The sequence below is a fragment of the Chryseobacterium sp. R2A-55 genome, assembly GCF_021401085.1.
Lineage (GTDB): Bacteria > Bacteroidota > Bacteroidia > Flavobacteriales > Weeksellaceae > Kaistella.
The window spans coordinates 14,338-29,904 of record NZ_JACBFP010000010.1; the positions used below are offsets into that span (position 1 = coordinate 14,338).

The 15,567-nt window shown below is 39.2% G+C and carries 13 protein-coding genes; 4 read left to right on the plus strand and 9 right to left on the minus strand.

Annotation, left to right across the window (positions count from 1 at the left end; genetic code table 11):
• Positions 1–13: 13 nt before the first annotated feature.
• From L0951_RS10970 to L0951_RS10990, 5 genes are all read right to left on the minus strand, one after another.
• Entirely contained in the window at positions 14–544 is a 531-nt protein-coding gene (locus tag L0951_RS10970) for a thioredoxin family protein (RefSeq protein WP_234111314.1), read from the minus strand.
• Positions 545–615: 71 nt separating this feature from the next.
• A complete protein-coding gene (locus L0951_RS10975; RefSeq protein ID WP_234111315.1) occupies positions 616–2,151 on the minus strand; it encodes a peptide MFS transporter in 1,536 nt (511 codons plus the stop codon).
• 136 nt (positions 2,152–2,287) lie between these two features.
• Entirely contained in the window at positions 2,288–3,784 is a 1,497-nt protein-coding gene (locus tag L0951_RS10980) for a peptide MFS transporter (protein ID WP_234111316.1), read from the minus strand.
• A 118-nt stretch (positions 3,785–3,902) separates the two neighbouring features.
• Positions 3,903–5,582, minus strand: a complete 1,680-nt coding sequence (locus tag L0951_RS10985; RefSeq protein ID WP_234111317.1) for a peptide MFS transporter — start codon at positions 5,580–5,582, stop codon at positions 3,903–3,905.
• Positions 5,583–5,701: 119 nt separating this feature from the next.
• Positions 5,702–7,828 (minus strand): S9 family peptidase, encoded by a 2,127-nt coding sequence (locus L0951_RS10990; protein WP_234111318.1) that lies wholly within the window; start codon positions 7,826–7,828, stop codon positions 5,702–5,704.
• Positions 7,829–7,948: 120 nt separating this feature from the next.
• On the opposite strand from L0951_RS10990, the gene L0951_RS10995 reads away from it, so the two are divergent.
• Positions 7,949–8,419, plus strand: coding sequence for a hypothetical protein (locus L0951_RS10995; protein ID WP_234111319.1), 471 nt, complete (start codon positions 7,949–7,951; stop codon positions 8,417–8,419).
• 17 nt (positions 8,420–8,436) lie between these two features.
• Positions 8,437–8,625, plus strand: coding sequence for a DUF6496 domain-containing protein (locus L0951_RS11000; RefSeq protein ID WP_234111320.1), 189 nt, complete (start codon positions 8,437–8,439; stop codon positions 8,623–8,625).
• 15 nt (positions 8,626–8,640) lie between these two features.
• On the opposite strand, the gene L0951_RS11005 is transcribed toward L0951_RS11000, so the two are convergent.
• From L0951_RS11005 to L0951_RS11015, 3 genes are all read right to left on the minus strand, one after another.
• Positions 8,641–9,984: an AAA family ATPase gene (locus L0951_RS11005; RefSeq protein ID WP_234111321.1), complete on the minus strand. Its 1,344-nt coding sequence runs from the start codon at positions 9,982–9,984 to the stop codon at positions 8,641–8,643.
• A 125-nt stretch (positions 9,985–10,109) separates the two neighbouring features.
• Complete coding sequence (locus L0951_RS11010; RefSeq protein WP_234111322.1) at positions 10,110–10,622, minus strand: helix-turn-helix domain-containing protein; 513 nt, start codon at positions 10,620–10,622, stop codon at positions 10,110–10,112.
• A gap of 135 nt (positions 10,623–10,757) precedes the next feature.
• Positions 10,758–11,849, minus strand: a complete 1,092-nt coding sequence (locus L0951_RS11015; protein ID WP_234111323.1) for a TerC/Alx family metal homeostasis membrane protein — start codon at positions 11,847–11,849, stop codon at positions 10,758–10,760.
• 349 nt (positions 11,850–12,198) lie between these two features.
• On the opposite strand from L0951_RS11015, the gene L0951_RS11020 reads away from it, so the two are divergent.
• Positions 12,199–13,305, plus strand: a complete 1,107-nt coding sequence (locus L0951_RS11020; protein ID WP_234111388.1) for a M14 family zinc carboxypeptidase — start codon at positions 12,199–12,201, stop codon at positions 13,303–13,305.
• Positions 13,306–13,402: 97 nt separating this feature from the next.
• Here L0951_RS11020 and L0951_RS11025 read toward each other — a convergent pair whose 3' ends face one another.
• Positions 13,403–13,909, minus strand: a complete 507-nt coding sequence (locus tag L0951_RS11025; protein ID WP_234111324.1) for a DUF4920 domain-containing protein — start codon at positions 13,907–13,909, stop codon at positions 13,403–13,405.
• A 163-nt stretch (positions 13,910–14,072) separates the two neighbouring features.
• Between L0951_RS11025 and L0951_RS11030 the strand changes: the two genes are divergently transcribed.
• Positions 14,073–15,482, plus strand: coding sequence for an APC family permease (locus L0951_RS11030; protein ID WP_234111325.1), 1,410 nt, complete (start codon positions 14,073–14,075; stop codon positions 15,480–15,482).
• Positions 15,483–15,567 lie beyond the last annotated feature (85 nt).

Consider the following 15,567-nt stretch of genomic DNA (forward strand, 5'->3'; position numbering starts at 1 on the left):
TCGTACCTTGTCCCTATTTAATGTTAGATTTCATTTTTCTTAGCGAGTTTTCCCATTCTGCACGGGATTTGAATTTTTTATAGTCATTGGTGGCAATAATCCGAAGATAAGGATCAATTTCTTTCGCGGTTAAATTGCCATTGATAATGGTGATCGGCATGTTTTGTTCATCCAGAAAAACTACTGATGGCACTGCATTTACATTCATGAACTTGCTGAAATCGTGCATCGGGTTTTTTCTTTTTCCTGTCACGAAATCCGGATTGGAAAAAATTCGTCCATAAACCGTAAAAACCTGATTTCCTTCTGCGTTGAATTTTACAGGATAGTAATTTTCATTGAGATAAATGGCAATCTGGGGATGATTGTAGGTGTTTTTTTCCATAGTTTTGCACGGTTCGCACCAGTCCGCATAAAAGTAGATGAGGATTTTCTTCGGTTTGGTTTCCTGTGCCTTCAGTGCATCATCCACGGTCATCCATTTCACCTGCGAAAAGAAAAGCGAGGACATCAGTACCGGTATTATAAGAAAAATTTTATACATGTATTTTTAGGGCTAGATTCCGTTGCTTGTTCAATTAATTCTGATCCCAACTGACGCAGTTTTTTTTTTGTTTACCGCACTTCCTGCATCAGTTTTTTAACCATTGGTGAGACCATGATTAAAACAATTCCTGCAATTACGGCATACAGACCGAGTTGTTTGTAACCATCGGTATATGCGATTAATGCATCCATATTCGATGAGCCTTCCTTTGCGGTTGCCATGTTTGCCCCAATGATTCCTGCAACGTATTGTCCGTACGCAGAAGCCAAAAACCAAAGACCCATCATCATTCCCTGCAAATTTTTGGTGGAAAGTTTCGTCATAATCGAAAGTCCAATCGGGGAGAGGCACATTTCCCCAAGTGTGATAACGAAAAGGGCGATGGTGAAAATTCTCAATGAAGTTATCCCCTCTAAATTGGCGAAAAATCTGGTGCAATAAATTACATAAAATCCCAATCCTAAAAATAAGAATCCCAATCCAAATTTAATTATAGTATTGGGTTCCAATTTTTTATTACTCAACCAAATCCAAAGCAAGCCGATGGGAATAGCCAAAAGTAGGATGAAGAAAGCACCCCCTGAATTATTCACGCCATTTGGATTCAAACCAAACAGATCACGATTCAGGTTCTTTGCCGCAAAAATGCTTAATGAACCACCACTTTGTTCGTAAATGCCCCAGAAGATAATCGAGAATAGGATGAAAACCAATGCTGCCCAAAGTTTTTTGCGCTCCGCAGCGGTTACTTTCGACATTTCGTAGAAAAGATAAATGAGCGTCAATGGTCCAATCGTCCACATGAAATAATCGGTGTACTGCGTTTTTGAAACCATGACCATAATTATGGGAATAATGACCAAAGTTCCCACATAAACAGCGTATTCATGCCATTTGACGATTTTCTTTTCCGGATTGTCAGAAAGCGGATCGCCCGGTTGCAGACCAATTGGACCCAACTGTTTTTTGGTAAAGTGGAAATTAACCAATGAAATCACCATCACTACTGCGGCTAATCCAAACGCAACATTCCATCGGTGTTCCGGATCGATATAAGAATTGAACAAATCTCCCTGGCCAATGGCAACGCATAAATATCCGCCGAGAAGCGCACCTAAATTAATTCCCGCATAAAAAAGCGTAAAACCCGCATCCGTTCTGCCATCACCGGATTTGTACAGTTTTCCGACCATGGTGGAAATATTGGGTTTAAAGAATCCGGTTCCAATTATGGTAAACGCAATCCCTAAAAAGAAATTTCGGTAGGTAATTCCTGGAACGAAACTAAATGCGTTGGTTGCCAAAATCAAACTTCCAAGAATCATCATGAGGCCGCCCCAAAACAGTGATTTTCGGAATCCCAAAATTTTGTCTGCGAAAAGTCCACCTACAAAAGTGAATGCATAAACAAACGCTTGAGTTGCGCCGTACTGCAGATTGGCTTCCTGTGCGTCTAATTTCAATTGGGAAATCATAAAGACAACCAACATTCCACGCATTCCGTAGAAACAGAATCGTTCCCACATTTCTGAGAAAAAGAGTGACCAGATTTGTCTCGGGTATTTTCCCTTGAAATCCTGTATTTGTCCTAGGGTTAGGTTCATAATTTGAAGATAATTTTGTTTTAAGTTTCGGTAGCACTTCAAGCGTTGACAACGCTTTTTCGCTAAACCGCCCTACGAAAATAGAAAAAACCACCGAATATTCAGTGGTTTTTGTGATATTAATATCGTGATCCAATTAATGTATTCCTTTCATAAACTTATTAAGGAGTGGTGACAAGAGAAGAAGTGAAACCCCTGAAGCCAGCATCAACCACGTGATGAATGGATACAAATCGAAATTGTAAGTCTGTAGAATTTGCTCCAAAGTAGCTGCGAAATAGTTACCCAATGCAAAGGAAGCCATCCAAACACCCATCATAATCGAAGTGATTTTTCCCGGTGAAAGTTTGGTAACCATTGATAACCCGATTGGTGAAAGCATTAATTCACCCACCGTCAAAAGAACATAAACAACAACGAGCCATAAAGGAGAAACCAGATTTCCATCCTGAGCACTGTTGTTCGCTTGCGTCATGATGAAGAAAGCTAGTGCTCCGATGAACATTGCCAATGCAAATTTAACGGGCGTTCTTGGATTCATTTTGCGAGCGGATAATTTAACCCAAAGAATTGAGAACAGTGGTGCCAAAGTTACAATGGCAATTGGGTTAATATTTTGAAACCAAGTGGTAGGTATTTCAAATCCGCCAACAACGCGGTTCGTGTTTTCCTGCGCGAAAAGATTAAACGTACCTCCTGCTTGCTCAAATCCTGCCCAGAAAACAATGTTGAAAAATGCCAAGATCAGAATTACAAAAACTCTTGTCCATTCTGTAGATCCACTGGTTCCCTTAAATATCGATGAGCCTATAAACAAGGCACCGGCAATACCCAATACCCATACCATGACGGTGTGAACGGTATCTGAAGTATTATTCCAGATCAACATTACTATAAATACAAATGCTACATTTGCAATGACATAAAGCAGCACATCCCTCCAATCTTTTGATAACAGATGAGCAATGCCTTTTTCTTTATATCCTGGAGGTAAGCCTTTGTCTTCCAAAGTATTTCTTCTGGCATAGAACCAAAGTACCCCTATCAACATACCAATACCTGCTGCGAAATACCCATATGGCCAACCTACTTTCTCCCCCAAAGTTCCTGCTACAAAAGGGGAAAGGAAAGCCCCAATATTAATCCCCATATAGAAAATGGTGAAAGCACCGTCTTTTCTTGGATCATCGTTATCATATAGGTCGCCTACAATGGTTGAAATATTCGGTTTGAAGAATCCGTTACCAAGGATCAGAACCCCTAAACCAAGGTAAAAGAAATGTTTTCTTGCTTCAATATCTCCAAGTAAATCGGGTGCAGCACTAGCAGCAAGCATAAACTGCCCGATAGCCATGACCAATCCACCGATCAATATGGATTTTCTTTGGCCTAAAATTTTATCTGCAAACCATCCTCCCAAAATTGGGGTAAGATATACCAGAGCGGTAAAAACACCGTAAATTTTAAGCGATTCTGCTCTGTCGAGACCGAAACCGCCCGTTGCCAATTCAGCCGTTAAGAAAATTGTTAATAGGGCTCTCATCCCATAATAGGAGAAACGCTCCCACATCTCTGTGAAAAACAGCGAGTACAGTCCTTTTGGGTGCCCAGTTGTTGGTTTTACCGTATCCATATTTTTTTGTTATTTTTTGTTAAGACTAGCAAATATAGTTTTTTTATGAGTTATTTCCTTAATTCCATAAAAAAAATCGCGGAGCGGATCCGCGATTTCCTTGTTATTAATAGAGAAATTAACTAACCCCTTTTTCTTTTAAAATTCTGTTGAGGTATTTTAAAATAGACAAGCCAAGAAGTGTTGCCAATAACAACAGTCCGAAATTCACCCAGAAAAAATTGGCCTTATCTTCGTAACCGTACCACAAACTGGCCAGAATTCCCGAAAGTTTGTTTCCAATAGAAGTGGAAAGAAAGAATCCACCCATCATCAATGCCGTGATTCTTGGCGGAGAAAGTTTTGAAACCAGTGAAAGTCCCATCGGCGAGAGGCATAATTCACCAACCGTCACTACGCCGTAAGTTCCAATCAGCCACCATGGCGAGACTTTCTCCAGGTTGCCACCACCGGCATAAACGGCACCAATCATTACCAAACAGGAAAGCGCGGAAATAAATAATCCGAGAACGATCTTGGAAGCAGTGGTCGGTTCTTTTCCTCTTCGCCGCAACATCAGGAAAAATCCCACGATCAGCGGAGTGAGCACGATGACCCAAAACGGATTGATGGATTGGAAGAGTTCGGTGTTGTATAAATAAACTGGTGCACCTTGATTTGCTTCCAGTTCTGCTTTTGCTGCAGGGGAGAGGTTTCTGAAATAAATATCTTTCCCCGTTTCTTTTAAAGCATTTCCAGATTCGTCTTTCTGTGCTCGGAACTGCTCGTCGTAAACAGGGACTTCTTTATCTTTGAAATCCTTGGTTTCTACAAGATAAAGGGTTTCCAAAGGTTTTTCAATTGAAGGTGCAGCGGTTCGGACCGTGTAATACTTTGCCCAGTTGGTCAAAGCTGTTCCATTTTGTTTAAAAACGGCCCAGAACATCATACTTACTGCAAAGATCGCCAACAATGCTCCGATGGGTTTCTTGTCTTCCGAATTGGCCCTTAAATAAAGGTTTACATAAAAGAAAATCACAGGAATACACGCGAAAATAAAAGCGTCTGTACTTTCACTGCCGAAAATATCGTGTCCGAAAATGGCACCAGGCAAGAACCATCCGATTCCACCGGCGATAAGTGCAGGAACGAAAACTTTAATTAAAATGGAAGAAATCTTGGTGTCGCCTTCTTGAACAGGTTTCAAAACGTTTGCTTCCCGAATATGTTTCATGCCGAGTGAGAAAATCACCAAGCCAATCAACATTCCGACTCCTGCGGTCATAAATGCAGGTCCCCATCCGTACTTGTTTCGCATATATGCAGCCACGAAATTACAAACCAATGCACCGATGTTGATTCCCATATAAAAAATGTTGTAACCCGCATCTTTATTGGCTTTATAAGGTTCTTCGGAATAAAGGTTCCCTAAAAGTGTGGAGATACTCGGCTTGAAAAATCCGTTCCCGATAATTACCAATCCCAAAGATGCGTAAAACATAGGCAATTGCTGGAAAAGTCCTACGCCAATATAACCAAGTGCCATCAGGAAACCACCGATATAGATAGCTTTCACATATCCTAAAACGCGGTCTGCAAGGAATCCACCCAAAAATGGTGTTAAGTAAGTAAGCGCAATATAGGTTCCGAAAATATCATAGGCGGTCTTGTCCAGAAAAGCCAATCCGCCGGTATCTTTCGGGTCGATCATGTAGAGCACAAAGATTCCCAATATCAAATAATAGCCGAAACGTTCCCACATTTCGGTAAAGAATAAATAAGGCAGTCCTTTCGGATGTTTCGCTGTTGTTTTTTCCATAAGTCATAATTGAATTTCCCAAAAATAGGACTTTTATTTTAAACAAAAATCCACTCAAAGTCTTGAGCGGATTTTTCCCAGTTTCTTATTTTGTCCGGTAAAATTTCGGGATTGGAATGCTATAGGTTTTGCAAAATAAAATCCGTCATCAGTTGATACAGTTGCGGACGGGTATTTCCTCCATAGATTCCGTGATTTTTGTCTGGATAAGCCATGAATTCGAATTGCTTTTTGTTTTGGATCAATGCTTCCGCAAATTCCATCGAATTCTGGAAATGTACATTGTCATCTGCAGTTCCATGAATCAAAAGGAATTTGCCTTTCATTAGTTTTGCAAATTCAGTAGGCGAGTTGTCATCGTAGCCATTTGCATTTTCCTGCGGCGTCCTCATGAATCGCTCGGTGTAAACGGAGTCATAGTACCTCCAGTTCGTTACCGGCGCAACCGCGATTCCCGCTTTAAAAACATCGGCACCTTTTGTCATGGCCAAGCTGGACATATATCCACCGAAACTCCAACCGAAAATTCCAATTCTGGAGGCATCAATATAGGATTGTTTTCCAAACCATTTCGCTGCGGTAATTTGGTCTTCGATTTCGTATTTGCCTAATTGCATGTAGGTTACCTTCTTGAATTTTGTTCCTTTGTAGCCAGTTCCACGTCCGTCAACACACGCCACGATGTATCCTTTTTGAACCAAATGGTTGAACCATAAACCGTTTCCGGTGTCAAAAGTATTGGCAACGCTTTGTGATCCCGGTCCAGAATATTGGAACATGAACAGCGGATATTTTTTGTTGGGGTCGAAATTTTTCGGCTTCATGATCCAAGCGTTCATTTGATCCCCCGCTTCATTCGGAATGGTGAAAAATTCTCTGGTCACAAAATTGTCCTGCTGCAATTTTTTAAGCTGTTCATCATTGTTTTGAAGCTCTCTTACCGCTTTTCCGTTTCCATCTTTTAGGACGTAAGTATAAGGTTTTGTGGCAGAGGAGGAGGTTTCTATGAAATACTGGTAGTTGTTGCTAAAATTAGCACTGTTATTTCCATCAGGATTGGAAATCAAGGTTGATTTTCCGTTTTCAATATTGATTTTTGAAACCACTTTATTGATGCTTCCGTTTTGGGTGGTTCTGACCAGGACTTCTTTTGTTTTTGGGTTAAAACCGTAGTAGTCGGTTACTTCCCAGTTTCCTTTGGTGATCTGTTTCTTTAATTTTCCATTTGGGTCATACCAGTAAAGATGATGGTTTCCGTCTCGTTCGCTTCCCCAGATAAATGAATTGTCATCCAGAAACTCCATTGTCACATTATCGGTTTCGATCCATTTGTCGTCCGTTTCTGTGAATAATTTGGTGATCGTTCCGGTTTTAGTATTCACTTTCAAAATGTCCGAAGCATTCTGAATCCGATCAGAAGTAATTAAAACGATTTCGTCCGCTTTTTTGGTTCGGATGACATTTGGAATATAATAATTTCTAAACCCAGTCAAGTTCAAAGAGCTATTTTTCCCAGAGTCCAGCCGGTACAATTGCGCAGAAACCACCGAATTTTTCTCTCCAGCCTTTGGATACTTAAAACGCATTTCGGAAGGGTAGAGCTGCTTTCCGTAAATAGGGATAAGCATTTCCGGAACCTGCGATTCATCTGATTTCACGTAAACAATCGCATCAGAATTCTTTGTCCATTCATACTGTCTCGCATGGCCAAATTCTTCTTCGTAAACCCAATCAGCAAGACCGTTCAGAATTGAATTTTTCTTTCCGTCGTTCGTGATCTGAGTTATTTTTTCGGTGTTTAGGTCTTGGAAATAAAGATTGTTGTCCACAATGAAGGCAACTTTGGTTCCGTCAGGAGAAAACGTAGGTTCCTGAACAAAATTTCCATTATTTAGGCTTAATGTTTTATTGGATTTCAGGTCTTTCACGTCAAACTTGCCAAGAAAGGAATGTCTGTAAATTGGCTGGCTGTCCTTTAACAATAAGATTTTTGATTCATCGTCATTGAACTGATAAGACTGGAAATCTCCATCAACGATATTTCCTTCTTTTTGTGAAGTCTTATAAGAATATTTGGCGATTCCGCCACGTTCGATGACGGCATAGTTTTCACCATTTTTTAAGGTAGCAATTCCTGCGATGTTTTTTCCGCGATAATAGCCGGAATAAATTTTATCCAGGGTAATTTCCTGCGAAAATGCCGAGAGAGTAGCCAGAATCGCTAATGATAGAACTAGTTTTTTCATGTGAATTTTTTGATAAGATTTCAAAGATAGTCATTTTCCTAAAAATAGTTAAAGGCCATTCTTTTTAAAGGAGTGGCAGAATTATTGCTGATTTTATCGTAACCATAAATATCTTTAGTGATGGAAACCAGTGCACAACATGAAAAACTAATTAAATATACTTTAGATAACCAAGTTATTTATACGGGATTTGCGAGTTACCAAGATGCTGAAATTTTTGCAAATTCTAAGAATGGCAAAATCGTGGAAGTGGGATTCAAAGATGGAAATGATAATCCGCAGATTACTGATGAAGCGGGTTTGCTGGAAAAGAAACTGCATTTTTTTGTAGAAGCAGGTCCGGAATACAGATTCATCCATTCCACGGATGCAGGATTTAGGGATTACGCAGACGAGCTGATGAAAATTAAATCGAAATTAGTAGGGTACAGCCCAGAAGAAAAATATATTTCTAATGCGGAGATTGAGATTTCTGAAGATCCGATCATTGTGATCAAGAATGGTGCATTTGAATCAGTGACCTCTCGTGAGCGATCCAAATACCTAAAACACGCGAAAGTTTATGAAATAGGTGTATCAGTCTCAAAATAATCTCTAAAAATTTTATCATGACCAAAAAGAGCTATTCCAAAAAAGCCCAGGAAAAAATTGGTGACGTAATGCACAGATTCAAGGAAGGTAAGCTGAAATTATCCTCCGGAAAAAAAGTCACCGACAGAAAACAGGCGATTGCGATCGGTATCTCTGAAGCGAAAGACGCCGGTCTAAAAGTGCCGAAACCAGAAAAAAAACCGTAAAAAACTCAGCACTTTTTACTGTTCGTCGTTGTGTTTGAAACCAATAGATTTTAATGGTGCTTCGACCACCTTATAGTTTTCAAGCTCTTTTTTCAAGGCTTCAATTCTTTGTGAAAATTCGTCATAATTGTTCATTGATGCATCCTGAATAAACTGATCGATTTGATTTAAGTACTCTTCGGTAAGTTTGGCCGATGTGTCCCGCAAAGCTGCTTCAAGAAGATGAGCATCAATCATAATGTCTTCGGAATGGTCGTTCAGATAAATATTCCTTATCCTTTTCTTTAGACTTTGCGTGAAGTCAATGATCATGGTATTGGAAAATGTTTTCATTTTAGAAGAAATATCATTCCAAAACGGCAGGTGGTCTGCTTGATTTTTTGCAAGAATCTTCCTCAGAACAGAATCCTCATTCAATTGCTCCATCATGTGGAAGAGAATCATCTCACAGCGTTCCCGGAAATTGGGCGGAAAAATGGGAATCAGCACATCAAAGCGTCCTGGAGCCAAAACTTCTCTGTCAATTTCAGTAATGGAGTTTGCAGAACCTACCATCACCAGGTCTTCGGCCTCGAAATGCCCAATGTAGTGCAGAATGATGTCTTTTGTTTCTTCGTCACATTCAGATGCCGACTGTTCGTCGTGGGGGATTCCCATGATCGAGTCAAAATCTTCCATGAAAAGAAGAATTTTTTCTTCTTTGAGCATGTTGACCAGGAATTCATTGAATTTGTTCTTATTACCGTCCACAAAAGAACTTCCCAGGTAGTGTTTTTTAACTTCTTTAAACTGATAACCAATGATCTCTGCAATTTTTTTTGCCCAAAAAATCTTACCGCTTCCCGGTGGACCATATAAAATAATTCCTGCCGGACGGTGCAATCCCCATTCGCTGAGGTGTGCACTGTTCATAAACGGCTGTAATTCCTGTGAAATATAGAAAAACAAATCCCGGTATCCGATGAAATCTCTCTCTTTTAAACTGGTCTTCTTGCCAAAATAATCATAGACAAACTGATAATTGCCACCAAGTTTATAGTCAATCCCGAAACTGGAGACAGAGGATTTATAAAGCCCATTATCAAACAATTTTGGTTTTTCATTCTTGATGATTTCTACAATCTTTTCCGCTGGTTGGTGTATATTTTCGGCGATGTCTTCTACTGATTTATCCGCCTTTAAATCCTGTTCATATTTTTGGAGGAAGGCTTTGTTTTCTCTTGCGAACCTTACGAAATCATCCTTCACATCAAAATTGGTCGTGATACATTCGGAAAGCTCCAGATCGAAATCGGTAATGAATTTGATAAAACTTTCAGTTGAAATTTCAAGTTCCTTAGCTAAATCGGCTAGTTTCATACTGTTGAAATTTTTGGCTATGTTCAAATTTACAAAAACTGTGCGAAACTTTTCCTTGAGTGGAAATAATTGAAAATTCAGGATGGCAGAAAAGCCGGTCAAAAAATTATTTCAATATGACAGAATTAAGGTTCAAAACTTTCGAATTTGCCATCGTCAAAAAACAAAACGATCCTTTTGACTTTACTTGCTTGATTATCAGTATTTTGTATCGAACTGGATTTTTCTTCGGCTTCTAATCGCTGAGAATCGAATATTTTTTCACTCGTTTGACTTGGCAGCGGAATTTTAGATTCTCGCGGGGGTTCGCTGATGATTCGGTCTTCACTTTCTGTAATTCCAAAATTATCGTCAGCAATTAATGAGAACAAATCTGGGAGTGAAGTAGGTTTGGGTTTTTCAACCAAAGGAGTTTCAAGTTCTTTTCGAATCATTTCACCTTTGCCATAGATCAGCCAATCCCATTCTAATTCGGGGAAGCGGTCCTTTATCTTAATGAGAAAATCCAGAGAAGGTTTATTTCTACCGGAAGTGATATGGGAAATATTGGAGCGCTGCACATCAATCTCATCTGCAAATTCAGAGGGAGACAATTTAGAATACTCCAAAACTTTTGTAATCCTTTCGTTCAGTTCCATGATTACAAATGTAAATAATTAATTCACAAAAATAAAATACAAATGTAAAGCAAATTAAGAAAAAGTTATTTACAGAAGTAAAATAAAAGTCTATAATACTGATTAACAATACATCAATCAATTTACATGATTAAATTAATGTCTGGTATTGTCTTCATTTTCCGGATCAAACTTCAATTTTCTGTCCTTTTTATTTTCTGGGAAAATCAGTGAGAAGAAGATACTTGTTCCCAAAATACCAATGATGATCAATAGAGAATCCGTGGTAGTAAAGCCAAATTCATCCAGATAAACGTGAAACAGCATCTTGAGTCCGATAAACGTAAGTAATGCAGCCAAGCCAATTTTCAGGAACCTGAATTTGTCTATAATTCCGGCTAAAAGAAAGAACATGGAACGCAGACCGATAATGGCAAAGATGTTTGAAAAGAATACTATATATGGGTCTTTAGTGACCGAAAAAATGGCTGGAATACTGTCCACTGCGAAGATTAGATCCGTTGCTTCAATGATAAGGAGGACTAAGAATAACGGGGTCATTTTTCGGATTCCATCAATTGTTACGAAAAATTTATTGCCCACAAAATGGTTATGAACCTTAAAATACCTGTTGGCAAACTTCACTACGGGGTGAGTTTGAGGGTCGATCTTTTCTTCTTTGCCTTTATCAAGAAACATCTTGACTCCGGTGAACACCAAGAAAGCGCCAAAAACATACATAATCCAGTCAAACTTCTCTATCAGTGCAGCGCCCACAAAAATGAAGATAAATCTCATCACTATGGCGCCCAGAATACCCCAAAACAATACCCGGTGGTAATTTTTCGGAGCAACACCGAATCCAGTAAATACCAATACAATGACGAAAATATTGTCCACAGAAAGGGCGTATTCCACCACATAACCAGTAAGGTATTCCAGACCTAAATTTTGGTTGTAAAGCTGAATGCTGTGTTCCAAATCGCCTGCAATAATGTGCACCGGATGATGATGGCGAGAAATCACATGCTGCAATTTGTCCAAACTGTCAATTCCATGCAAATAATGTCCATAATTAATAAGCACAAAGTAGAAGCACACCGAAAGTGCCACTACAAAGAAACTCATCAAACCAGCCTGCTTCATAGAGACTGCAGATGATTTTTTCCCAAATAACCCTAAATCGAGTGCAAGAATAAAGAAGATAAATAATAAGAAAAATATAAGAAAAATGTTTTCGCTTGTCATAGAAAAATATATATGCAAATATAAGGAAATAATGATTTTTCAATGAAATTACAAATGTAAATAGAGCGGGAATCAATATAAATTTAGATTCTGATCCTGTTTATTAAAGTTTCCTTCAAATGGGGTTTTCAACAATGTTTTCCACTTAAAGTACATTTGAAAATTTAATTTAAATAAATTAAATAAAACACTCATTATTAGATTAATATAAATTTTAATTAAAAATAATGCAATCCACAAAATAATCCACAGACAAACTGACACGGATAAGCGTTTAATGAATTTACAAAAGTTAATTTCGTGATTCCCTCAAAAAAAATTAAATTTGAAAAATGTAAAATTTGTATTGATGACCGAAGAATTGAATTACCGACAAAACCCCAATTTCCCAAACCGCTATATTTCCCCGCAAAAATTATTTTCTTTCCTACAGGCGAATTACAGCAATTTCATTTCGGAGGTTGGACGATCCTATTTGGACAAACCGATTTACAAGATGAGTTTGGGAAATGGAAAAACCAGGGTTTTGGCGTGGTCGCAGATGCATGGTAATGAATCCAATGCCACTCATGCGATGCTGGATTTGTTGGAGATTTTCAAATATCAACCGGCTTTAGCAAAACAATTGTTTGCGGAAATTACACTTGATTTTATTTTTATGCTGAATCCTGATGGTTCTGAGAAATGGATCCGCAGAAATGCACTGGATATTGATATGAACCGCGATTTCCTGAAACTCGCCAGTAAAGAGTTTCCGATTTTGAAAAGCATCGCCGAAAATGGAAAGTATGAATATGGGCTTAATCTTCATGAGCAACGGACTATTTTTACTTCAGATGGCGAAAATCCCGCAACACTTTCATTTTTAGCACCTTCCGAAAATTTTACAAGAGACGTTACGGAAACCAGAAAAAAGTCCATGGCGGTCATTGCTCAGATTTTTGCAAACCTAAAAACACTGATTCCTAATCAGATCGCCAGATATTCTGATGAGTTTTATCCTACTTCTACCGGAGATAATTTGATTAAAATGGGAATTGCTTCTATACTATATGAAGGTGGACATTTTCCGAATGATTACAAAAGAACAGGAACCCGTAAATATTACACTATTGCGTTGTATGAAGGGTTAAAAGCGATTTCCGAACTCAAGGGTTCCACAGAAGGTTGGGAAAAGTATTTAGAAATTCAAGAAAATATAGAAAGTCACTATGATATCATCTACCGGAATGTGGAATTGAATACTGATTTTCCGTGTGTTTTGGATGTGGCGGTGCAGTTTCGGGAAGAAATCAAAGAAGGTGATGATGAGATCTCCTTGGTACCAATTGTCGTAGAAGTGGGTGATGTAGGCAAAAAAAAAGGCTGGAAAGAAATTGACTGCACCGGAAAAAAGTTCATTTCTGAGAAAAAATTTCCAAAACTGGATGAAATCCAAAACTTTACCATCGAATAAAAAAATTAGCGAAATCGAAAGATTTCGCTATTTTGCTATGGGTAAACTTCGGATTTTCAACCTTTGAAAAATACTTTCCTCTGGCTTCAAGTCCCTTTTAGTTCACTACTTTTATTCCGCTCGCCAGAAACCGAATTTCTTCCTGTGGTTTTGTGATCGCGTCGATTTCGGCTTGTGATTTTTTCGCGTCTTCCGCATAATGTTTTTGCTCATCCACAGAAATCACTTTCGTTTCGGCATTTCCTTCCAGAACCACATTCTTCCCTTTCAGCGCCACCGGAACAAAGAATCCGTAATCCTTCATTTTCACAAAGAATTTTTCATTGTTTTCAGTTTCCACGGTAAGCCAACAACCTTTTTTGTCGCAAACGTCGGTCACTTTTCCTTTCATTGCCACGTTTTCAACCTTCTTTGCTTTTTTAAGCTTTTTTTCCAGTTGGGTGGCAGTGATGGCTTTTTTCTCAGTTTTTGCCGATACATTTCCTCCATAGAAGTCTCCCACTAAAGCATTTCCTTCAGGTGGACCTGCTTTTTTTGCTGCAGTTTCCTGTGAGAATCCCATCGAGGAAATGGCAATCGTAAAAATCAGTACTAATTTTTTCATTGTTTTCAATTTCTACAAAAATAGCAATTTTTCCAAATTCCATAGGTTTTTTAAAATTTTGATGAAGAGCTACTGTCAATTTAACAATAATTACCAAAAATTTATATATTTACGTCTTTCAACGATGGAGGAATAACCTTCACATCTGAACCAAAAACTATTTATGCAGAAAAAACTCAAACTTTGGGACGCCACGATGCTTGTGATGGGCTCCATGATCGGAAGTGGAATCTTTATCGTAAGTTCCGATATGATGCGGAATCTGGGTTCCGGTTACTGGCTGATTGCCGTTTGGATCATCACCGGGATCATGACCATAGCTGCCGCAATTTCCTATGGCGAGCTGTCCTCGATTTTTCCAAAAGCCGGCGGACAATACACCTATATCACAGAAATTTTTGGAAAGATGCCCGGTTTTCTGTACGGATGGGGTTTATTCACAGTGATTCAAACAGGGACAATTGCTGCAGTAGCAATGGCTTTTGGGAAATTTACAGCCTACCTGATTCCGGCGCTCAACAATTCTGCACCCATATTTCAAAGCGGAAGCTTTCGGATTACCTGGGTTCAAATATTGGCAATTGTAGTAATTATTTTCCTCACCTTTGTAAATACCAAAGGTTTAAAGAATGGAAAAATATTGCAGGATGTGTTCACTTCCTCAAAAATTCTGGCACTTTTAGGCATCATCATTTTTGGATTTCTTTTGATCAAAGACGCTCAATGGGCACAAAACATGAGTTTCGGCTGGAACGGATTCCAGAATTTTGGTAGGGAAGTAGGCAACGATCTTCTCCCCACAGAATGGAAGCCAATCGGCGGCGTCACACTTTTGGGCGGAATTGCAGCGGCTTTGGTGGGTTCCATTTTCAGTTCCGTAGCTTGGGAAAACGTCACCTTCATGTCCGGCGAAATAGAAGATCCAAAGAAAAATGTAGTGAAATCAATGGTTTTCGGAACAGTAATCGTCATGATTCTCTACCTTCTGGTGAATTTCGTTTACCTGAACGCGCTCGATCGCGATGGAATCGCATTTGCAGATAAAAACCGTCCTGCAGTAGCCGCTTCCGAAGTCATATTCGGCAGTTTAGGTACGGTTATTATGGCCATTTTGGTGATGATTTCCACCTTCGGATGTATCAACGGATTGGTTTTGGCGGGAGCAAGGGTTTATCAATCCATGGCGAAAGACGGACTTTTCTTCAAATCCGCCATCGAAAACAACGAACACAACGTTCCCGGGAAATCCCTCTGGATGCAGGGAATTTGGGCATCGGTTCTGGCACTCAGCGGACAATACGGTGATTTGCTCGACATGATTTCCTTCGTCATCGTGCTGTTTTACATGATTACCGTTTTTGGCGTAATCTACCTCAGAATCAAAAAACCAAACCTGGAAAGACCCTATAAAACATGGCTTTATCCCATCACACCGATTATTTACCTCATCATTGGAACCGCATTTTGCATCCTCCTTATCTGGTTTAAACCCCAATACACTTGGCCGGGATTTATCCTTATCTTGCTTGGATTACCCGTATATTTCTTCATTAATCGAAAGAAAGTGAATTAGGAGCAGGCAGATTTTCGTTTTTTACCAAGACCCGTCCCGCTTTCCGCACTCGCTTTTTTCTTTTTCGGAAAAAAAGAAAAAGAGC